Below are 21,469 nucleotides of genomic sequence, written 5' to 3' on the forward strand. Positions count from 1 at the left end.
ACCTGCACAAGCGGCAGGCATCGCGCCGGCGTATTCTGGCGTGATGACCGACGGTAACTCAGGCGGTGCGCGCTTTTGCCGGATGGGTCAGCAATTTGGCGGCGGGCCGAATGGGACGTCGCACTAATTCTCCCCCGCAGTTGGGACAATGCCCCTGCAGATGCTGCTCAGCGCAGGTCGCGCAGAAGGTACATTCGAACGAACAGATGCGCGCATCACGCGATGCCGCAGGCAGATCGATATCACAACGTTCACAGTTTGGGCGCAGTTCTAACATGACATTCTCCCTTGCGGTAACGGCTTTCAGCGTGGCAAAACCAATGCAGCGTGTCGAGGATTTTCAGCGCCCGTAACGCTTATCCGTCAGGAGATGTGGAACCCGACGTGGCACTGCTGCGGCTTTCATCGTCGCGCGCCTGGGTCACGTCGCCTTCGTCCTCATTCTCACCCTCGTCCTCTGCGCCCTCTTCATCACTGGTGACCATCGCCGCCTGAATCGCCTCGTCTTCCAGCACCGGGTTAAGCGCCGCGCCTAAAGGCGAGGTAGCCAGGCTGTCCGGTAACACCACGTGGGGCAAAGGTACCTCGGTAGTCGGTAACGGAAGCGGCGCTTTCTTCACATAGCTCAGCACAGCAATCAACAGGGTGCACACCGTGAAGAACAGATAAAGCATGTTACTGCCGAAAGGCTGCATCAGCGAGCCCACCAGCAACGGGCCGATACTGGCTCCGATACCAAACGCCATCAGCAGACAGGCCGTCAGTGAAACGCGCTGCTCCGCCGCCACCTGATCGTTTGCCAGCGCCACCTGCAAAGGATATAGGGCAAACTGCACCATGCTGGCAAGAAAGGCGATGCCGAGCACCCAGTGAAATGACAGCCTGGGCAGCAACACCAGCGGCAAACAGGCCAGCGCCAGCAGCGCCGCAATATAAAACAGCAGCCGCTGACGATCGTAACGGTCGGACAGCCAGCTTAAAGGAAACTGCGATACCAGCCCGGCAAAGATCGTCAGGCTCATAAAAATACCGGTCTGCGCATCGCTGAATCCCTTGCTGCTGGCATACACCGGCGCCAGGCCATAAAAGGCGCCGACGACCATGCCGGTTAATAGGGTGGTGCTGAGCAATTTAGGAATGGTGCGAAGAAAGTAGCCCAGTTCCATCGGCGCAGGTGACATCGCGCGAACATGCGTGCGCGTCGTCAACGCAATCGGCACCAGACAAAGGGCAAAACAGAGCGCCACGATTAACAACGTCTGAAGACCAAAGTCACTTTGTAAGGTCAGCACCACCTGACCGCTACTTAAGCCAAGGTAGGTCGCTACCATATAGAAGCCAAAGATTAGCCCACGCTGTGACGATTCCGCCTGGTCGTTAAGCCAGCTTTCCAGCACCATGTACTGGCACATCATGCACAGCCCGATGATCAGGCGCAGGAAAACCCAGAGGGGGATAAAATCTGTCAGCCCGTGTCCGATCACTGACGCCGTAATAATGCCGGCACAGGCTACATAGGCACGAATATGGCCGACGCGCGCAATCAGGTTGTGCCCCACCTTGCCACCGATCACCAGGCCAATATAGTTTGCCGCAATGATGGTCCCAATCAGCACACCATTAACCTGATCATGGGCCAGACGCAGTGACACGTAGGTAGTGAGTAACCCTGAGCCCAACAGCATCAACAACGTGGTGGTGTAAAGCGGCAGAAATGTTCTGAGAATTTTTCGCATACGACTCCCTGTCCACACCAGTCATTGGTGTCCTCTAAAGTTTAAAGATAGTTGAATTTGCCCCGCTTTAGGTCGGGACAATTCCGACAGTAAACTCCCGTTGTCATGTGGACGGCAGTGATGACACATTTCCCTGTCCCCGGATGCATCGTAGGCCTCCGGCAAAACCTGACTGGCTGTGGACCATGTTTACGCGGCCGGTTTTTCCGTCAGCCATAAAAAACCCGTTAACCTGGCGGCTAACGGGCTGTGGGATCAGGCGCTGGGGAACGTAATGTTGCTGCCCGGTGCCTCTCGATGCAGATGGATAAAGTTCAAGTGGCGCTCATACTGATCGAGTATATCGATGATCACCTGCTCTTTGCTGTAATCCATCAGGTCATTACCCTGACTGCCCTCCAGCAGGAACGTCTCCAGCCGGTAATAGGTAGATTTCCCGCTGCGCGCACGGTAGGTAAAGCCCGGAATGGAATACTGCTGTGGCCAGACCTGATAGAGGAAATCCTGCTCCTCGCCAAGCTGTACGCGCAGGTCCAGATAACCCAGGGGATGCTCCCCGTCGGCGGCCACGCGGTCCAGCGTGACGCGCGCGCCACGCAGCTCCAGCTCTTTTGCAACGTCCTCCATGGCGGGAAAGATCGTGTCATCCATCATTTTCAGGGTGTAGCGCGAGCCAGGATAGTTCATCAGGCGCGACAGCCGTTTTTTCCAGGTCAGGCGGTCAGTGGCATGTGCCAGATAAGGCGCAGTATCCCGCGTCGCACTCACGCGGCGATAATCTTCCACCTTGAGCGATTTATACAGCCCTGCCATCACGAAGAAGATGACGAAACTGAACGGCAGCCCCATGATGACCGTGGTATTTTGCAGCGCCGTAATGCCGTTGGTCATCAGCATACTCAGCGTCAGGACGCCGATGGCGACCGACCAGAAAATACGCAGCCAGTTTGGCGCATCACTGTTGATGTCTTTCAGTTTGGAGGTGAAATTACCCAGCACCAGCGAACCGGAATCCGCCGAGGTCACGTAGAACAACATACCGGTAATGGTCGCGACGGAAGCACTCAGCTTGAAGGCCGGGTACTGCGCCAAAAGACTGTAGAAACCGCGTTCCGCATGGCCCATCACTTCCTGTGCAAAACCCGCATCGCCATGAAGGATTTCATACAGGGCCGCGTTACCGAAGACCGACAGCCACAGCAGCGTAAAGGTAAAAGGAATCACCAGCGTACCGAGCACAAACTCACGGATGGTACGGCCACGGGAGATACGTGCCAGAAACAGGCCCACGAACGGCGACCAGGCCACCCACCAGGCCCAGAAAAACAGGGTCCAGCTGTTCATCCACTCTGTTGGCCGGTCAAAGGCAAACGTATTCAGCGTCATGCCCATAAAGCGATTGATGTAATCCCCTACGTTGAGCACCAGTGCGTTAAGCAGGAAGCCGGTATTGCCAGCGAACAGGACGAACAGAATCAGGCCGAGAGCCAGCGCCACATTCAGTTCCGATAAAATACGAATGCCTTTGTCAACGCCCGACGTCACGGAAATGGTGGCAATGATCACCGACAGAATAATCAATGCCGTCTGAGCCGTTAATCCTTCCGGAATATCGAACAGGACCTTCAGCCCATAGTTTAACTGCACCACACCAATTCCCAGCGTGGTAGCGATACCAAAGATCGTCCCAATTACCGCGGCAATGTCTACGCTGTGGCCGATGGGACCGTTAATGCGTTTACCAAAAATGGGATACAGGGCGGAACGGATGGTTAAGGGCAGATTGTAGCGGTAGCTGAAATAGCCAAGGGCAATCCCCATCAGGGCGTACATTGACCAGCCGGTTAAGCCATAGTGGAACAGGGTCCAGACCATCGCCTGACGGGCCGCTTCAAGCGTTTGCCCTGTCCCTTCCGGCGGCTGCATATACTGCGAAACCGGTTCCGCCACCGAGAAAAACATCAGGTCTATCCCGATACCGGCGGCAAACAGCATTGCCGACCAGCTCAGTATGCTGAATTCCGGTTTCGACTGCTCAGGCCCGAGTTTAATGGAGCCAAAACGGGAACAGGCGATATACACCACGAACACGATATAAAGCGTGGCGGCCAACATGTAATACCAGCCAAACGCTTCGGACACCCAGTTTACCGCCCTCAGTATCCAGTTGGCGGCTTCGCTGCTGAATAAAATAGTGATGAGTGAAAAGGTCAGAATCAATCCTGCGGAGGTGTAGAACACCACGGGGTTGATTCTGTCTTTTTCACTCGCTGGTGGACTCATCATCGTTTACCTCTGGTTGTTGGCTTATCAATTTTGCAAGAGTTCAAACCGGTAAAAACATCCGGTGACCCGAGGGGTAAGTGTTTTTTACGCTTCGTTTCCTGCCGTTACATTCTGGTCAAAACTAACGAATCTGCCACACTTACCGCTTCACTTACTCAACTTTTAAGACACAGCATCCTAACAAGGTTTCTATTTATATTGAACATCCAATCAAAAAAAGATTAAATAGGGGACTGATTTTGGGTGGGAGCGAACGCAATGCCAAAGGTAGGGATGCAGCCAATACGACGTCGACAGTTGATCGATGCGACGCTGGCAACGATAAATGACGTAGGTATTAATGATGCCACCATTGCTCAGATTGCCCGACGCGCGGGCGTGTCGACCGGCATCATCAGCCACTATTTCAAGGACAAGAACGGATTGCTGGAAGCCACGATGCGCGACGTCACCCGGCAACTACGTGAGGCAGTTGCCCGTCGCCTGCAGCCGTTAGCCAACGCCCCCGCCGAAGAACGACTGCGCGCAATCGTTGAGGGAAACTTCGACGAAAGTCAGGTCGAACGCGCAGTGATGAAAGCCTGGCTGGACTTTTGGTCAAGCAGTATGCACCAGCCTCAGCTTCAACGTCTGGAACGGGTCAGTCATCGCCGTCTTTTTTCATCGCTGGCCGTGGAGTTTCGCCGCCAGTTGCCCAGGGACAGGGCCAGGCTTGCCGCTCACGGGCTGGCCGCCATGATTGATGGCCTGTGGCTACGCGCAGCATTAAGCGGCAAGCCCTTTGACCCGACGACAGCACGGACACTGACCACTCAATTTATTCGCCAGCAGTTAGCCGGCGAACACGCGTAACGGAACCAGGAGAAATTATGTCCCGATTCACCGAACAACACCTCTACATCAATGGTACTTATGTTGCCGCGACGTCTGGAGAAACCTTCCAGACGATTAATCCGGTCAACGGCGAAGTACTGGCTGATGTCCAGATTGCCGGGCGCGAGGATGTCGATCGCGCTGTGGCGGCGGCCAGAAAAGGGCAAAAAATCTGGGCAGCCATGACCGCCATGGAACGCTCACGCATTCTGCGTCGGGCCGTAGATATTCTGCGCGAGCGCAATGATGAGCTGGCTGAACTGGAAATGCTTGATACCGGTAAGCCGTTCAGTGAAACCGCCAGCGTCGACATCGTTACCGGTGCCGATGTGCTGGAGTATTACGCTGGGCTGATCCCTGCGCTGGAAGGCCAGCAAATTCCTCTGCGTGATACCGCGTTTGTGTATACCCGCCGTGAACCCTTAGGCGTGGTCGCCGGTATTGGCGCGTGGAATTACCCGATTCAGATTGCCCTGTGGAAATCTGCCCCGGCCCTCGCCGCAGGCAATGCCATGATTTTCAAACCCAGCGAGGTCACACCGCTGACGGCCCTGAAACTGGCTGAGATTTACACCGAAGCCGGTGTGCCGGACGGCGTTTTCAACGTGCTGCCCGGTACCGGCGCGGTTACCGGTCAACTGCTTACCGAGCATCCGGGTATCGATAAAGTGTCATTTACCGGCGGTGTCGTCAGCGGCAAAAAAGTCATGGCAAATGCGGCAGGATCGACCCTGAAGGACGTCACCATGGAGCTGGGCGGCAAATCCCCGCTGATCATCTTTGATGACGCCGATCTCGATTTGGCCGCCGACATCGCCATGATGGCTAACTTCTACAGTTCCGGCCAGGTATGTACCAACGGTACCCGCGTTTTTGTCCCGGCCGCATTGCAGTCTGCGTTCGAAGCCAAAATCGTAGAACGTGTTGCCCGTATCAAAGCGGGCGATCTGCGCGATCCCGAGACGAACTTTGGTCCGCTGGTCAGCTTTAGCCACCGTGACAACGTGATGCGCTTTATTGAGTCCGGTATTGCAGAAGGTGCCCGTCTGCTGTGTGGCGGTAAACGCTTAACCGGTGACGGGTTTGATCAGGGCGCGTGGGTGGCACCAACCGTATTCAGCGACTGCCGCGACGACATGAAAATTGTCCGTGAGGAAATTTTCGGGCCGGTGATGTCGATCCTGAGTTACACCTCGGAAGAGGAAGTGATACGTCGCGCTAACGATACCGAATATGGTCTGGCTGCGGGTCTGGTGACCCGGGATCTGAATCGTGCGCACCGCGTCATTCATCAGATTGAAGCGGGCATCTGCTGGATTAACACCTGGGGTGAATCTGCCGCTGAAATGCCCGTCGGCGGTTACAAGCATTCTGGCGTCGGTCGTGAAAACGGCTTGATGACGCTGCAGAATTACACCCAGGTGAAGTCGGTTCAGGTTGAGCTGACGCGCTTTCAGTCTGTCTTTTAATCCCCTTACCTGAGGAGCGACGAATGGAATTTGATTACATTATCATTGGAGCCGGATCCGCAGGGAATGTGTTGGCCACCCGACTGACTGAAGACAGTAGCGTGAATGTTCTGCTGCTGGAAGCGGGTGGGCCTGATTATCGTTTCGATTTTCGGACGCAGATGCCAGCGGCCCTGGCGTACCCTTTACAGGGAAAACGGTATAACTGGGCGTATGAAACTGAGCCTGAGCCGTATATGAACAACCGCCGCATGGAGTGTGGTCGGGGTAAAGGCCTGGGCGGTTCTTCGCTGATCAACGGCATGTGTTATATCCGGGGTAACGCGATGGATCTGGACAACTGGGCAAGCATGCCCGGCCTGGAAAACTGGAGCTATCTGGACTGTCTGCCCTACTATCGCAAGTCAGAAACGCGCGATACCGGTGCCAATGACTACCACGGCGGCGATGGTCCGGTCAGCGTGACCACGCCGAAGAAAGGCAACAACGTGCTGTTTGAAGCAATGATTCAGGCAGGCGTTCAGGCCGGCTATCCGCGCACAGATGACCTGAATGGTTATCAGCAGGAAGGCTTTGGGCCTATGGACCGCTTCGTCACGCCAGAAGGCCGACGTTCCAGCACCGCGCGCGGTTATCTTGACCAGGCGAAACGCCGACCGAACCTGAAAATCGTGACCCATGCCACCACTGACCGTATTTTGTTTGAAGGCAAGCGTGCAATTGGCGTGGAATATATGATCGGTGACAGTAATACGCTGCACACCGTTCATGCGCGACGCGAAGTGCTGCTGTGTGCGGGTGCCATTGCTTCGCCACAAATCTTACAGCGCTCGGGTGTGGGATCGTCCGAACTGTTACAGCAGTTTGACATCCCGGTCGTCCATGACCTGCCGGGCGTAGGTGAGAACCTGCAGGATCACCTTGAAATGTACCTGCAGTATGAATGCAAGGAGCCCGTCTCTCTGTATCCCGCACTGAAGTGGTGGAATCAGCCGAAGATCGGCGCAGAGTGGCTGTTTAACGGCACGGGCGTGGGTGCCAGTAACCAGTTCGAAGCGGGTGGCTTTATTCGCAGCCGTGAAGAGTTTACCTGGCCGAATATTCAGTACCACTTCCTGCCGGTAGCGATTAACTACAACGGCTCGAATGCGGTCGATGCGCACGGTTTTCAGTGTCACGTGGGCTCAATGCGTTCACCCAGCCGCGGACATGTGCGCCTGAAGTCCCGCGATCCGCGTCGCCATCCCGCAATTCTGTTCAACTATATGTCGCATGAACAGGACTGGCATGAGTTCCGTGATGCGATTCGTATCACACGTGAAATCATCAATCAGCCCGCGCTGGATAAATACCGTGGCCGTGAGATCAGCCCGGGCATTGAATGCCAGACGGACGAGGAGCTGGATGAATTCGTGCGTAACCATGGCGAAACGGCTTACCATCCTTGCGGAACCTGTAAGATGGGTAACGACGAGATGGCGGTGGTTGATGGCGAAGGCCGCGTACATGGACTGGAAGGTTTGCGCGTGGTCGATGCATCCATAATGCCATTAATTATTACGGGCAACCTGAATGCGACCACCATCATGATCGGTGAAAAAATCGCCGACTGCATCCGTGGTCGTCAACCGCTGCCGCGCAGTACCGCAGACTACTATGTTGCAGGCGATGCCCCGGTGCGTAAGGCACCTGAGCGGTCAACCTGATCGCCTCCCTGACCTTAAGCCGGACAACTGTCCGGCTTATTTCTTTTTTCTGCACTTATCACCTGCATTAATCAGAATAATAAGCATGATTTCTCTGATTTATGTCAATTCAAATTACAATATCGCGCTGTGCTTTTAACGCCGGTGGTGGTATAAAGTGTGGGTGTTCATTACCGGAGGCTTTACCCGTCCACTGAAGAGAAGCAATAACGTGGATGCATTGTGAAATTATGAGCAGGATGTTCATTCCCCGTTTTACCGCCCTTTCGTTCCTCGCATTACTCAGCGTTAACGCCCTCGATCAGCACTGGCGCAGCGCGCTTTAGTCCCCTTTCCGCTCGTTTATTCTTTTCTGCCGTGGCATCACGGTTGGTTAATTACGACGCTAGTTGTGGAGAAAAAACCATGCGCGCATGGGGATTATTAGCACTCGCTATTGTTGCGGAAATCATGGGTACCCTGACCATGAAATGGTCCAGCCTGAATCAAAGCCAGAGCGGCTATCTAATTATGCTGGGCATGATTGCCTGTTCGTATATCTTCCTGAGTTTTGCCATCAAACGTATCGCACTGGGGGTCGCTTATGCCCTCTGGGAAGGTATCGGCATTATGCTGATCACGCTGTTTAGCGTGCATCTGTTTGATGAAACCGTATCGCCGCTGAAAATCTGCGGTCTGGTCACCTTGATTGTCGGCATTCTGCTGATGAAAACCGGCAGCAAGAAGGAGGCCGATCATGACCCTGCCTGATCTGATTCATTTTGCCTGGCTGGCACTGGCTGTCCTGCTGGAAATTGCCGCCAATATCATGCTCAAGTACAGCAACGGTTTTAAAAAGCCCCTGCCCGGCATCGCGTCGTTGGGCTGTGTGCTGCTGGCATTCAGTGCGCTGTCGCAGGCCGTGAAAGGTATCGATCTTTCCGTGGCTTACGCGCTCTGGGGCGGGTTTGGTCTCGTCGCCACAGTTGCTGCAGGCGGCATTCTCTTTGGTCAGCGCCTGAACCGCAAAGGCTGGGCGGGCCTGGCTCTGCTGTTGCTGGGCATGGTTATGCTGAAACTGGCCTGAGAACAGGGGACGCAGACGTCCCCTTTCCGCCCTTTACCCGTACGTCTGCAATGCCGTCCTGCCCTGCTGTTTATGAAAATACGTCCCTCTTATCCGCAGTGGCAGGCCCGTCAGAGAAAGGGGTTGACCTTTGTCATCGACAGTCACTTCTGAGCCACTCAAAGGTGTGTGTATTATCACGCAGATCGATTATTCATCATAATGTCAGAATCCTCTTACTTTTATCATTGCAGGTGGACTTGATCCGACTGTTAGGGCTTAGTGATGCCTTTGGATCCAGTATAAATAATTGATTAACGAGGTTTTACCATGTCTGCAACGCGAGGATGGTCCACGGAACTGGAAGGGTTACGGGGGATTGCTTCTCTTTGGGTACTGCTGGGACACATAAGCTTGCTTATCCATTGCCATATCACTTTACTCTCTTCTCCGGGGATTGGTGTGGATCTGTTTATCCTGCTTTCGGGCTACCTGATGGCAAAAAACTATGTCGAACGTCAGGAAAAAGAGCCGTGGCAAAGCCCGGAAACCATCAAGAAATTCTGGCTACGGCGTTTTTTTCGCATCGCCCCGCTTTACTATCTGCTGCTGGCGGTCGCGCTCATCTCTGGCCCCTGGTTTGGCGAGATGCGCGACACGATCGCACATGTTTATTCGGGCACAGCGACCGATGCCTCACGCTATGCCGATCAGTCACTCATGAATGTCGTGACGCATTTCTCTTTCCTGTTTGGCGTCCTGCCCGCCTATGGCTTTAACACCACGCTGCCCGACTGGAGTATCGGGCTGGAAATGCAGTTTTATCTGCTGTTTCCCTTTATCATGCTGGCGGTTATGCGCTTCGGTTATGCCCCGGCATTGCTGTGCATCATGGCGCTGAGCTGTGCCGGCCGTTATCTGCTGCCTGACTATTACGAAGCCTTTGAAATGCCGTCCATGATTCTGATTAAACTCAATATGTTTATTTCGGGCATGCTGCTGGCGGAGGCCGTACGGCGCAAGTCCCTGCTCTATGTGGTCTTTGCCCTTGCTGGCCCGGTGGTCAGTGTGTTTATCGGGTTAGGCGCGATCAAACTTCAGGTGGTGATGGAAGCCTTGATGATTATCGGCATGGCGGCGGTGCTGTGGCAGTATCAGGAAAACAGTCTGATGGCGCGGCTCATTCAGCTTCCACGTAAGGTGTTAAACAACCGCCTGAGTACATGGCTGGGCGATGTCTCTTTTTCCGTGTATTTGCTGCATCTGCTGATTGTGATTCCGGCTATCGCGCTGTTGCTGAAACAAACGGATATTGCTTACCAGAGTGATGTCACGCGTTTCCTGATTGTCTGTGCCGTATCTCTGCCGCTGACGTATGGCCTGGCCTCTTTGCTGTACCAGTATGTTGAGAAACCGGGCATCAGACTGGGCAAAAAAGTGCTGGCTCCCAAACCTGCCCTGTAATACCAATATGGCTCGCCGGGGCGAGCCATTTTTATCCTCACATCATAATGCATTGCCTACATCATGCTGCTTTTCCCTCACATGCTCATCCGGTGATTCCGGCGTATCGGCAAGGCTACTGTACGTTTTCAGTCCGACGAGATGCGTCGGATCGTGCCTGCTGTGTACCAGGCTTTGTGCGGCAGAACCAAACGAGACAATCAAAAACATCCAGGCCACTGCTAATGATTTCCGCATTGTGCTATCCCATGCTGTGAATGGAGTCGCTATGGTGAAGAAATCAGGGTAAGGGAGTGTCTGATAAACTTAAAATTTTCGTCAATATTGTTACCTGCCTCACATATTTTCAGTGATCCAGGGACACGCATGACGGTCGCGGCCCTGTGCGGGCTCGGGATAATCGCCCCTCATGCTTCAGCAAAAAGACAAGCGCGTCCCCCTTACGCATCGCAAAAACGTGCTGAGCTTAACGTTTTTCGGGTCCGGATTCGGCCCAGGCTGTGCGGCGCATCAGAGTTAGGGAGGAATCACCATTTATATTTATCTATCACCTCAAAAACACATGCTTTCCCGAGGTAATACATAAAGAAATTCTTTGTTTTTTCATCATTTACCCCCTCCTTCGCAATGAAATCCTTTTATCTGACCATTTATTGATTAAGATCATTTTCAATGGTGCAAAATAAAATATTAACGATATTTATGTAAATTTTGCATTTTCCATTAATTATTTATGCTTCTGATGCCGATAGAGAACGAAACCGCTCCTTATCAGGAATTTTATTATGAAAATCTCTACACGGCTTGCGACGGGTTTCGGCCTGCTCATTCTCCTTTTGATCCTCTGTACTGCCGTTTCTCTGACCTCCCTGCATCATGCCAAAACAGGCATGGACGATGTCGTGAACAGCAAAATGAGAAAATACCAACTTATTCTGGATATGCGTGGCGGACTGCGCGATCTGGCGATAGCCGTGCGAAACCTGGCCCTGCTCACCGACGACAAAGAAATGCAGCCAGAGTTACAGCGCCTTAATACGCAGAAAGCATTGTTCATTCAAAACCGCGAGACGCTTGAAACCATGATGCAGACTCAGTCTACAGCGGAAGAACAGGCTGCCCTGAATCATATCAGGGAACTTGAAGCACCGATGATGGCGTCCTTCGTGACGGCCGGGCAACTGGGACTAAAAAATGAGCAAACAGAAGCGACGCGCTATCTCATGACGACCCTGCGTCCACTGCAGCGCAATATGCTGGATGCGCTTAATAAAGCCACCGATATTCTGATGTATAGCAGCCGTAACGCCGTCGAAGTTAACAGCCAGTCCACCAGCCGGGCGTCGGTAACGCTGGTGCTGTTAGCCGTGCTTTCTGTCCTGTTCTCGGTAGCAACCGGCTATGTGATTACGCGTGTGCTGATGCGTCAACTGGGCGGTGAGCCCGCCCAGGCGCAGGCGCTGGCCGCTGCAATTGCGGCAGGTGACCTGACATCCAGCGTTTCGCTGCGTCGTCATGACACCACCAGCCTGCTTGCGTCCCTGGATGGTATGCAGGCGAAGCTGCGCGGGCTGGTCTCAGAAATTAAACAAACGTCGGGCAATGTTGCCCTGGCGGCAGAGGAAATCGCCCAGGGAAATACCGAACTCTCCTCGCGTACTGAACAGCAGGCTGCTGCCTTGCAGGAAACGGCGGCCAGCATGGAGCAGTTAACTGCGACGGTAAAAAGTAATACCGCCGGTGCTCAAACTACGGCCTCAACGGCGCGTGAAACGGCAGAGCTGGCCCGCAGCGGTGAGAGTGATGTCCACCGCATGTCAGAAACCATGAACGATATTTCCCTGAGCGCCGCCAAAATTCGCGATATCACCGGCGTGATAGAAGGCATTGCTTTTCAGACCAATATTCTTGCGCTGAATGCCGCCGTTGAAGCCGCGCGGGCGGGTGAACAGGGACGCGGGTTTGCGGTCGTGGCAGGCGAAGTCCGCACGCTGGCCCAGCGCAGCGCCACTGCCGCAAAAGAGATAAAATCCCTGATTGAGCAGGCGGTGGAGCAAGTGGGAAGCGGCGTCAAAGTGGCCAACGGTACGGGTGAAAGTATCCTGAAAATTGTCAGCATGGTGGGCGACCTCGCGAGTGCGATGGATGAAATTTCCCTTGCCTCCGCCGAACAGATGCAGGGCATTTCACAGGTCAGCGTCGCGGTGAGTCAGATGGACAGCGTAACGCAGAATAACGCGGCACTGGTGGAAGAATCGTCTTCGGCTTCACAATCTCTGTCCGAGCAGGCCCATGCGCTGCGCGGCATGGTAGAAGCCTTCCGCGTGTAACGCACGCCATTGCGCCACGTCATCGCAGGTAAGGTATGACGTGGCACGACGTTATTTTACTTTCTCGACTGACGGGGACGAGGCCAGAACAAGGCGGCCTGCCCCCAGTCCGCTTCGTGTTCTTCTGACTGCCAGACTTCACCCTCGTAGATGGTGAAGGTCTCACCCTGTTTATTGACGCGCGGGCCACTATAACCTGTGGCGATGCCATTGCGCCTCACGCTGTCCAGCAAACGCTGCCGCTCCGCCCTGTCGACAGGCCCGGCGCTGAGCCGTGAGGGCAGTTGCAGCATCTCCGCCAGGCTGTAGTGAAAACAATCCAGCGCACAGCGGTTGGCATAGACAAAAACCGGATCGGCCTCACGGTTATGCGCGAGAATACTGTACGGCGCATCCTCGTGGAGCCAGCGGTAACGATCGGCTACGTGCTCAGGACAGTATAATCCGTTGCCGGTCAGCATCCGGTAGCGGTCATCAATGCGTTTCAGTAAGGCGATTTGCTGTTCAGACGACATGCTTCTCTCCGTAACGAAAATCAGAATGCGAAACGCTAATGTGGCGGGATTACGGGGGGAGATCAAGGGCGGGAAGATGACAGCGCCAGGTGCGTTTTGGCTGTTTTGCGGCCGGGATGGATATTAAGACGCGTCGGGTATAAAAAAAGACCGAACACTATTCCAGGTATTCGGTCCAGGGAAAGGGCTCTCAAGGAGCCGTGCGCTAAAAGTTGGCATTCGTTCAGGCTTTCGCCTTGCCTGTAAAGCGTAGGCCAAGACAGGAGATTTTCCAGCCAGCGCAGCGGCGCTGTGCAAAAAACCGACAGGTTTGTGATCGGCTAAACAATTTTGCTGACAACCCTGCCGTATCGCGTGTTATTTCGCGCACAGCGCCTGAGCACGATCGACGATGGGCTGCAGACTCATCATCTGATCCGGATGGGCTTTATCCGGAGCCTGAATCACGCTGATCGGCTGCGCTTTAACCTGACCGGCCTTGAACTGCGCATCCGCTTTGTCGTTCAGGGGATACTGCATCAGCGTGCTGGGGTTAATCGCAAACAGCGCGCCGTCTTTCTCGCAGGTTAACATCACTTCTTCCCGGTTAAAGGGCCACTTCTCTTTGCCAATTTCGAAGCGGCTGACGGTGATAATTTGTGCCGCCAGCGCCTGGCCAGCCAGTGTGAATAACAGCAATGCAGGGATCGCTTTTTTCAGCAACATAACCTTCCTTTCTTGAATGTCGGTCATTTCAGGTTGGCGACAGCGTAGCAAACACACTCACCAACCCCACTACGCCGCATGCCAGCACAATTTCCAGCTGAGTCATGCGAATAAACTGCTGCTGTGCGCCCAGGCCAGCGACATGAAAACGCGGAACTAATCGGTAGCGGTTCCAGAGCGCAATCATCACCATAAGGCCCACCAGCGCGACTTTACAGAGCAACAGTACAACATAACGGTTAAGCGACCAGTCACCCGGCCAGCCTGCAATCAGCAGGCTGTTTACCAGTCCGGTGACCAGCGTCAGGGCCACAGCCAGATGCCCGTAGCGGGAAAAACGCATCATCGTGCGGATTGCGGTGGTTCGGAAGGCAATGTTCCGTGCCATCTGCATCAACACCAGTAACGGCACCAGGCCACCCGTCCAAAAAGATGCGGCGATCAGATGTACAACGTGATTACCTTGTTGCGCGATGCCAGCCAGCCCCTCCCGCATCGCGGCATGGCCGATGAGCGCCAGACAACCACACTGTAGCAGACTGGTCAGCCACCCGATCCACTGCCGCTGCGGGTCACGCATCAGGATAGCGGCTACGCTGCACAACGAAAAGAGGAGTTGCCATTGCCACACCGCGCCCCAGTGTGTAGACAGCACCGCCATCCATACGTCCGGCACGGCCAGGTTGTGCCAGTCGCCACTCATCAATGCCGTCTGCGCGGCCAGCATACACAGCGCAGTCAGGAGTGCCAGGATTGCACTGCCTGTCATCAGGCGTGACAGGCGCGATATCAGCGCCGCCCGTAACGAAACGGGCGCCAGCAGCGTCGTACAAAAATGGCTGCCGACCAGTACTATAACCGCCGTAAAATGCAGTGCCCGCAGCACTACCCACAGTGTCGTCACAGGATTACTTCACGGTGAACGTATAGTTTCCGTTTGTTTTATGCCCGTCCACGGACAGCACATGCCAGTTTACCTGATACGCGCCCTGAGTCAGCCGCTGGGCGAAGTTAACCCGTAACTGGTTATGCCGGGCTTTATCGCGGCTGATCTTGCCCGCAATCGTTTTATGCTGAGCATCCACCACCTTAACGCCGCTGAACGCGGGCTCAACATCTTCCGTAAAATTCAGGGTTATCTGCTGCGGCGCGGGCGATATTTCGGCTTTTGCGGCGGGGACAGAGGACGTAAGATGCGCGTGCGCCAGCGCGAACGGACTAAAAGCCAGTGTCGAGGTCGCAAACGCGATCATTGCGCCATGCGAAAGTAATGTTTTCTTCATAACATCATCCTGTTAACGCCTGGTAAGGCCATAAACGTGGCGCAAGAATACGCCGCTGCAATTTAACTGTCGAGGCCAGCAATGCTATCCTTTACCTTGCGTATGGCGGAGGAAAACATTACTTTTGCGCACGCATATCAGGAGAATATCATGAGTCATAACCTTGCCTTGCTGTCGCAGGAAGAGAAAGACAAAGTCAACGTTGATCTGGCGGCGGCAGGCGTTGCATTTAAAGAACGCTATAACATGCCTGTGGTGGCTGAAATGGTGGCCAGTGAACAACCCGAAGCCCTGCGCGACTGGTTTCGTCAGCGCTTGATGCACTATCGCCAGGCCTCTCTGAATCTGTCCCGCCTGCCCTACGAGCCTAAACAGAAATAATGTTACGTGTCATTGATACAGAAACCTGCGGGCTGCAAGGCGGCGTTGTCGAAGTGGCATCCGTGGATGTGATTGACGGCCAGATCGTCAATCCTATGAGCGATTTGGTTTCACCCGACCGCCCTATCAGCCGCCAGGCGATGGCCGTTCATCGCATCACTGAAGCGATGGTGCTGGGTAAGCCGCCGATTGAAGATGCCATTACGCGCTACCACGGCAGTGCATATTATGTCGCGCACAATGCCAGCTTCGACCGCCGGATGTTGCCTGAGATGGCCGGCGACTGGATCTGCACCATGACGCTGGCACGCCAGCTGTGGCCAGGGATCAAATACGGGAATCAGGCGCTGCGGCACAGTCTGAAGCTGGAAGTGACGCCGCCCGCAGATTTACATGCTCACCGCGCACTTTACGACTGCTATGTTACGGCGGCCCTGTTGATCCGCATTATGGACCTGTCTGGCTGGAGCGCCGCTGAAATGAGCCAGCGCTCTCAGCCTGCCGCCCAGCGCGATGATGTACTGCCGTTTGGTAAGTATCGCGGCCAGGCGCTGGCCGTCATTGCCCGCAAAGATCCGGGTTACCTGAAATGGATGCTTGAGAACGTTAAAGATTTGCGCCCGCCATTGCGACAGGCGCTGCGTAAATATCTCAGTCAGCTTCCCTGAGGTCAGGCGGGGGCAGACTGCCCTGGGCCAGTGCAATGATAAAGGTCAGCTCCAGCGCGACGCCTTCGTAGGCTTTATAACGCCCTGACTTGCCCCCGTGCCCTGAGTCCATATCGGTACAGAGCAGGAGCAGTGTGTCATCCGTTTTATGTTCACGCAGTTTTGCGACCCATTTCGCCGGTTCCCAGTACTGCACCTGTGAATCGTGCAGGCCTGTGGTAACCAGCAGATGAGGACAGGGCCGGGCGTCAATATTGTCGTACGGGCTGTACTGACGAATAGCGTGGTAATACTTCGCCTCATTTGGGTTGCCCCATTCATCATACTCGCCCGTGGTCAGCGGAATTGATTCATCAAGCATGGTGGTTAACACATCGACAAACGGCACCTGCGCAACGACGCCGTGATACAGGGTCGGTGCGAGATTAATGACCGCCCCCATCAGCAGTCCGCCCGCACTGCCGCCCATGGCATAAAGCCGGTCCGGGTGCCCGAAACCCCTTGCCACCAGTTCATGGGTAACGTCAATAAAATCGGTAAAACTGTTCATCTTGTTAAGCAGGCGACCGCCGTCATACCATTGTTGCCCCAGCTCACCGCCGCCACGCACATGCACAAGTGCATAGACAAAACCGCGATCCAGCAAACTCAGCCGGCTGACGCTAAAGTCCGCATCCATGCTGCTGCCATAGGCACCATAACCGTAAACCAGCATCGGGTTCTGTCCCTTCTGATAATACTTGCGGTTATAGACCAGCGAGACCGGCACTTCGGTGCCGTCAGTCACGGTAATCCAGTGATGTTCGCTTTTGTACTCATCCGGATTGAAGTCTTTGACGCTGCTCTGCTTTAAAATACGGCGTTCACCCGTGTCCATATCCAGTTCGAACAGCGTGGCAGGCGTGGTCATGGAGGAGTAGCCATAGCGCAGTTTACTGGTGCGTGGCGTGGGGTTGTAAGCCAGCCAGGTTACGTACGTAGGATCGTCAAATGCGATACCGCTGGTTTCGCCCGTGTGCCAGTTCATTTGCCGCAGGCTGGTGAGGCCGCGCTGGCGTTCCTCGACAACCAGCCAGTCACGGAAGAGCTGAAAGTCTTCCATCACCACATGGTCACGCGCGGGGATCACGGTTTCCCAACGCGATTCGTCGAGGTAACGCGTGCGGTACAGGCCAAAGTTTTTGCCTTCACGGTTTGAGCGTATAAAAAACGTAAAGTCATAGTGGTCGAGGCTGTACTCGTGATCGCGTCGCCGTGGCAGAAAGACCTGTGGAAGGGCGTCCGGCAAATCGGCGTCCAGCAGCTGAATTTCACTGGTATTGGTACTGTCCAGTACGATCAGGATGAACTGTTTTGAGGTGGTTTTATGAATGCTGAGGTGAAACGTATCATCCTTTTCTTCATAAACCAGTTGGTCATCGCTTTGTGGCGTACCCAGTTCATGCCGCCAGAGCTGGTAAGACAGCAACGTTTGCGGATGCTTGCGCACATAGTAGAGCGTGAGTGAATCATTCGCCCAGGCAAAGCTGGAAGAGGCATCATTCAGCACCTCAGGATACCAGCTCCCGTTTTCCAGATTGCGAAAGCGAATGCCGTACTGGCGGCGGGAAAGGAAATCTTCTGCCAGGGCCATGACCTGATTGTCCGGGCTGATATGCAGCGCGCCCATAGTATAAAAATCACTGTGCGAAGCCCGCTGATTGGCATCCAGCAGCAACGTCCATTCATCAGTTTCCTGATAACTGGCAGGCTGCCGGTAATAGGCGGCATATTCGTTACCACTTTCATAACGGCTTTGGTAGCGGTAGCCATTTTTTACGTAGGGAACGGAATGGTCCTGAGGCGGCAGTCGGTCAATGATCTCGTGGAGAATACGGTTTTGTAATGGCTCCTGTGACGCCATGATTTTCTGACCATAGTTGTTCTCAGCACGCAGGTAGTCCAGCACATCGCTGTTTTCGCGTTTGTCATCGCGCAACCAGTAGTAGTTATCGACCCGCGTCTCGCCATGCAGGGACATCTCGTAAGGTATTTTTTTCGCGTCAGGTGCTTTCATATCATCCATCCTGCTGAACATCATCAACATTAAGGGTGGCACTAATGTCTTCAGATGCCAAGTCAGGGATAGTGAGTGTGAGCGTGTTCAGGGCCCTGTTACGGGCCCGGACATGGGTTAACTGGCCTTCTGCTGATCAATATCCTGCTGGATACCTTTTCGGACATCCTGCGGAATTTTTAGCGCGTCGCCCAGTGCCAACAGGTAGCTGCGCTCCATAAAATGGTCGACATCAATGGCGGCACAGCTGAGAAAATAGAGTTCCAGTGCTTCTTCTTCATTTTTAACATCCGCCGCCAGCCATTCGGGGTCCAGCGGCCGCTGCATGGCCTGCTGGATCAGTTTCTCCGCATCCTGACCATAGCCTGCCTGATGAATGTTCTGCTCAATCGCCGCACGTTCACGGTCATCAATATGCCCGTCGCTTTTGGCGGCAAACACCAAGGCCGTGACCAGTCGTTCTGCGCGCTGATCAACCGGCGTCTGTAACTCACCAAAACCCGGTTCGTCCTGATGGGTTTCACGCACCCGCTGTTTGTATTTGTTCCACAACACCGCGCCCGCTGCTGCCCCGCCGCCGATGATTAAGGCTTTGCCGCCATATTTAGTTAACAGCTTGCGTGATGATTTACTGGCCACCAGCAATCCCGCCAGGCCACCCAGCGCACCGGGGGCCAGCATCTCACTCAGCCCGCCGCCGGATTTGCCGTCACCGCTCTTTTTTGCCAGTACTGATTGAATCTGTTGCAGCCAGTTATTCATTATTTACTCCCGTTACCATCCAGAAACATCATCATTACCAAAAAGATGTCAGGAAACGTCAGAGCAGGAAAAGTAGCGCAAACGAGATGAAATGTGCGCAAGGGGTGAGAACGCAAACGTTTTCGTTTATACTGCGCGCGAATTTTGACTGGTTGACTGCTTAGGTGAAATGATGACGACTCTCGGAACTGCGCTACGCCCTGCTGCCACGCGCGTCATGCTGTTAGGCTCAGGAGAACTGGGCAAAGAAGTCGCGCTGGAATGTCAGCGTCTGGGTGTGGAAGTGATTGCGGTTGACCGCTACGCCAATGCGCCTGCGATGCATGTAGCGCACCGTAGCCATGTGATAAATATGCTGGACGGCGACGCACTGGCCGCCGTTATTGCCCAGGAGAAACCAGACTTCGTGGTGCCTGAGATTGAAGCCATCGCAACAGAGAAACTGCTGGAGCTGGAGCAGCAAGGTCAGCGCGTCGTGCCCACTGCCCGCGCTGCCCGCCTCACCATGAACCGCGAAGGCATTCGTCGTCTGGCAGCAGAGGAGCTGGCGCTGCCCACTTCAACCTACCGCTTTGCCGACAGCAAAGAAAATTTTGTCGCTGCCGCCGCCGGGATTGGTTTTCCCTGCATCGTCAAACCCGTTATGAGTTCATCCGGCAAAGGCCAGAGTTTTATTCGCGATGCCAGCCAGCTGGATAAGGCCTGGGATTATGCGCAACAGGGCGGTCGCGCCGGGGCGGGACGCGTTATCGTTGAAGGCGTGGTGAAGTTTGATTTTGAAATCACCCTGCTGACCATCAGGGCCGTTGACGGCATTCATTTCTGCGCCCCTATCGGTCATCGCCAGGAAGACGGCGATTACCGTGAGTCATGGCAGCCGCAGCAGATGAGCGACCTGGCGCTACAGCGTGCCCAGCATATCGCGGAAACCGTGGTCAACGCACTGGGTGGCTATGGATTATTTGGTGTGGAGCTGTTTGTATGCGGCGACGAAGTGGTATTCAGTGAAGTCTCTCCGCGTCCGCACGACACCGGCATGGTGACGCTGATCTCGCAGGATCTGTCAGAATTCGCCCTGCATGTCCGCGCGTTCCTGGGGCTGCCTGTAGGGGCCATTCGCCAGTACGGCCCTTCTGCTTCAGCCGTTATTCTGCCGCAGTTAACCAGCCAGAATGTCCGGTTTGCGAATGTAGAAGCAGCACTGGGGGCGGGTTTGCAGTTGCGCCTGTTTGGCAAGCCCGAAATTGAAGGTCAGCGTCGTTTAGGTGTTGCTCTGGCCTGCGCCGAGACAACGGAAGAGGCTGTTGCGCGCGCGGTAGCCAGTGCGGCTGCCGTCAGCGTTCAGGGTTAAGTGAGTGCGGTGAGCCTGTGGGCTCACCGTCTGCCCGTTAGCGGGCCCCCGCGACGGCCTCGCTGGCCAGTTGCGTAATACGCTGCCAGTCCCCTGCTTCCAGCGCCTCGTTCGGCACCAGCCAGGAGCCGCCGATACAAAGTACGCTTTTCAGCGCCAGATAATCACGGTAATTCGCTGGTGAGATACCGCCCGTCGGACAGAAACGCACCTGAGGGAAAGGCCCACCGATGGCCTGTAGCGCTTTTACCCCGCCGTTGGCTTCGGCCGGGAAAAATTTAAACTCTCGCAGACCGTAATCCATGCCGGTCATTAATTCTGACACCGTGCTGATGCCGGGAATAAGCGGAACTGGCCCTTCAACGGCGGCCTTGAGTAAGGACTCGGTGATACCAGGGCTGATTACAAACTGTGCGCCCGCTTCCGTCACTTCCTGGAGCTGCTGTGTGTTCAGCACCGTTCCCGCACCGACAATAGCCTCTGGCACCTGTTTGATAATGGCGCGTAAGGCATCCATCGCCACGGGCGTGCGTAAGGTCACTTCCAGCACCCTGACGCCGCCGGCGACCAGCGCCTGAGCCATGGGAACCGCATGTTCCAGCTTGTTAACCACGATTACCGGCACGACCGGTCCGGTTTTCAGAATCTGTTCTGCACTCGTTTTCCAGTTTTTCATCACTTCCCCTGGTAAATAACATTGTGATCACTGCGCCGAAGCCTTTACAGCGCCAGTCCGGTTAACAGCACGACTACCATACAGGATTCTCCGTTTCACCGTCCATCAACGGATAAAATTTTTAAAACAGCAGTTCATTTTTGAGAGGTGGTGCAAAAAAAAG

Annotated in this window: 21 protein-coding genes; 10 read left to right on the plus strand and 11 right to left on the minus strand. The window is 54.7% G+C overall.

What is annotated here, in order from left to right:
- Positions 1 to 58: 58 nt before the first annotated feature.
- The 3 genes from RAC65_RS03165 to RAC65_RS03175 all read right to left on the minus strand — a co-directional run bounded on the left by RAC65_RS03165 (position 59) and on the right by RAC65_RS03175 (position 4,022).
- Positions 59 to 277: a DUF1272 domain-containing protein gene (locus RAC65_RS03165; RefSeq protein WP_054633659.1), complete on the minus strand. Its 219-nt coding sequence runs from the start codon at positions 275 to 277 to the stop codon at positions 59 to 61.
- A 79-nt stretch (positions 278 to 356) separates the two neighbouring features.
- Positions 357 to 1,736: an MFS transporter gene (locus tag RAC65_RS03170; protein WP_375096340.1), complete on the minus strand. Its 1,380-nt coding sequence runs from the start codon at positions 1,734 to 1,736 to the stop codon at positions 357 to 359.
- Between the two features lie 255 nt (positions 1,737 to 1,991).
- A complete protein-coding gene (locus tag RAC65_RS03175) occupies positions 1,992 to 4,022 on the minus strand; it encodes a choline transporter (RefSeq protein WP_033741948.1) in 2,031 nt (676 codons plus the stop codon).
- 258 nt (positions 4,023 to 4,280) lie between these two features.
- Here RAC65_RS03175 and betI point away from each other — a divergent pair, with 258 nt between their 5' ends.
- The 6 genes from betI (at position 4,281) to RAC65_RS03205 (ending at position 10,579) form a co-directional block, all read left to right on the plus strand.
- Complete coding sequence (gene betI / locus RAC65_RS03180) at positions 4,281 to 4,874, plus strand: transcriptional regulator BetI (protein WP_006120302.1); 594 nt, start codon at positions 4,281 to 4,283, stop codon at positions 4,872 to 4,874.
- Positions 4,875 to 4,891: 17 nt separating this feature from the next.
- Positions 4,892 to 6,364 carry a betaine-aldehyde dehydrogenase gene (gene betB, locus RAC65_RS03185; protein WP_006120301.1) on the plus strand — a complete coding sequence of 491 codons (1,473 nt, stop codon included), beginning with the start codon at positions 4,892 to 4,894 and terminating at the stop codon, positions 6,362 to 6,364.
- Between the two features lie 23 nt (positions 6,365 to 6,387).
- On the plus strand, positions 6,388 to 8,070 hold the full coding sequence (betA, locus tag RAC65_RS03190) for a choline dehydrogenase (RefSeq protein ID WP_033741949.1): 1,683 nt from the start codon (positions 6,388 to 6,390) through the stop codon (positions 8,068 to 8,070).
- A gap of 405 nt (positions 8,071 to 8,475) precedes the next feature.
- Positions 8,476 to 8,820, plus strand: coding sequence for a multidrug/spermidine efflux SMR transporter subunit MdtJ (mdtJ, locus tag RAC65_RS03195; protein WP_006120299.1), 345 nt, complete (start codon positions 8,476 to 8,478; stop codon positions 8,818 to 8,820).
- Positions 8,807 to 9,136, plus strand: coding sequence for a multidrug/spermidine efflux SMR transporter subunit MdtI (gene mdtI, locus RAC65_RS03200; protein WP_033741950.1), 330 nt, complete (start codon positions 8,807 to 8,809; stop codon positions 9,134 to 9,136). Before mdtJ ends, mdtI begins: the two co-directional genes overlap by 14 nt.
- A 309-nt stretch (positions 9,137 to 9,445) precedes the next feature.
- Positions 9,446 to 10,579 (plus strand): acyltransferase, encoded by a 1,134-nt coding sequence (locus RAC65_RS03205; RefSeq protein ID WP_263757919.1) that lies wholly within the window; start codon positions 9,446 to 9,448, stop codon positions 10,577 to 10,579.
- A 42-nt stretch (positions 10,580 to 10,621) separates the two neighbouring features.
- On the opposite strand, the gene RAC65_RS03210 is transcribed toward RAC65_RS03205, so the two are convergent.
- The gene (locus RAC65_RS03210) at positions 10,622 to 10,816 is read right to left on the minus strand and encodes a hypothetical protein (RefSeq protein WP_006120296.1); all 195 of its coding nucleotides are present in this window, start codon (positions 10,814 to 10,816) and stop codon (positions 10,622 to 10,624) included.
- 548 nt (positions 10,817 to 11,364) lie between these two features.
- Here RAC65_RS03210 and RAC65_RS03215 point away from each other — a divergent pair.
- Complete coding sequence (locus RAC65_RS03215) at positions 11,365 to 12,909, plus strand: methyl-accepting chemotaxis protein (protein ID WP_033741952.1); 1,545 nt, start codon at positions 11,365 to 11,367, stop codon at positions 12,907 to 12,909.
- A gap of 56 nt (positions 12,910 to 12,965) precedes the next feature.
- Here the strand turns inward: RAC65_RS03215 and RAC65_RS03220 are convergent, their stop codons facing one another.
- From RAC65_RS03220 to copC, 4 genes are all read right to left on the minus strand, one after another.
- Positions 12,966 to 13,424, minus strand: a complete 459-nt coding sequence (locus tag RAC65_RS03220; RefSeq protein ID WP_375096341.1) for an MEKHLA domain-containing protein — start codon at positions 13,422 to 13,424, stop codon at positions 12,966 to 12,968.
- Positions 13,425 to 13,781: 357 nt separating this feature from the next.
- Entirely contained in the window at positions 13,782 to 14,129 is a 348-nt protein-coding gene (locus tag RAC65_RS03225; protein ID WP_058708054.1) for a YebY family protein, read from the minus strand.
- A 28-nt stretch (positions 14,130 to 14,157) separates the two neighbouring features.
- Positions 14,158 to 15,033, minus strand: coding sequence for a copper homeostasis membrane protein CopD (copD, locus tag RAC65_RS03230; protein WP_033741956.1), 876 nt, complete (start codon positions 15,031 to 15,033; stop codon positions 14,158 to 14,160).
- A 4-nt stretch (positions 15,034 to 15,037) separates the two neighbouring features.
- A complete protein-coding gene (copC, locus tag RAC65_RS03235) occupies positions 15,038 to 15,412 on the minus strand; it encodes a copper homeostasis periplasmic binding protein CopC (RefSeq protein WP_375096342.1) in 375 nt (124 codons plus the stop codon).
- Between the two features lie 150 nt (positions 15,413 to 15,562).
- Between copC and RAC65_RS03240 the strand changes: the two genes are divergently transcribed.
- Both RAC65_RS03240 and exoX read left to right on the plus strand, forming a co-directional pair.
- Positions 15,563 to 15,793, plus strand: a complete 231-nt coding sequence (locus RAC65_RS03240) for a DNA polymerase III subunit theta (RefSeq protein WP_006120290.1) — start codon at positions 15,563 to 15,565, stop codon at positions 15,791 to 15,793.
- Positions 15,793 to 16,461 carry an exodeoxyribonuclease X gene (gene exoX, locus RAC65_RS03245; RefSeq protein WP_039343143.1) on the plus strand — a complete coding sequence of 223 codons (669 nt, stop codon included), beginning with the start codon at positions 15,793 to 15,795 and terminating at the stop codon, positions 16,459 to 16,461. The genes RAC65_RS03240 and exoX overlap by 1 nt, the downstream gene beginning before the upstream one ends.
- Here the strand turns inward: exoX and RAC65_RS03250 are convergent.
- Entirely contained in the window at positions 16,445 to 18,517 is a 2,073-nt protein-coding gene (locus RAC65_RS03250) for a prolyl oligopeptidase family serine peptidase (RefSeq protein ID WP_375096343.1), read from the minus strand. The genes exoX and RAC65_RS03250 overlap by 17 nt on opposite strands.
- A gap of 117 nt (positions 18,518 to 18,634) precedes the next feature.
- Positions 18,635 to 19,279: a tellurite resistance TerB family protein gene (locus tag RAC65_RS03255; protein ID WP_375096344.1), complete on the minus strand. Its 645-nt coding sequence runs from the start codon at positions 19,277 to 19,279 to the stop codon at positions 18,635 to 18,637.
- A 172-nt stretch (positions 19,280 to 19,451) separates the two neighbouring features.
- Here RAC65_RS03255 and purT point away from each other — a divergent pair, with 172 nt between their 5' ends.
- Entirely contained in the window at positions 19,452 to 20,630 is a 1,179-nt protein-coding gene (gene purT / locus RAC65_RS03260; protein WP_039343220.1) for a formate-dependent phosphoribosylglycinamide formyltransferase, read from the plus strand.
- A 37-nt stretch (positions 20,631 to 20,667) separates the two neighbouring features.
- On the opposite strand, the gene RAC65_RS03265 is transcribed toward purT, so the two are convergent.
- Positions 20,668 to 21,306: a bifunctional 4-hydroxy-2-oxoglutarate aldolase/2-dehydro-3-deoxy-phosphogluconate aldolase gene (locus tag RAC65_RS03265; protein ID WP_033741962.1), complete on the minus strand. Its 639-nt coding sequence runs from the start codon at positions 21,304 to 21,306 to the stop codon at positions 20,668 to 20,670.
- Positions 21,307 to 21,469 lie beyond the last annotated feature (163 nt).

The sequence above is a fragment of the Pantoea sp. BS_8 genome (assembly GCF_041954965.1).
GTDB classification, from domain to species: domain Bacteria; phylum Pseudomonadota; class Gammaproteobacteria; order Enterobacterales; family Enterobacteriaceae; genus Pantoea; species Pantoea stewartii.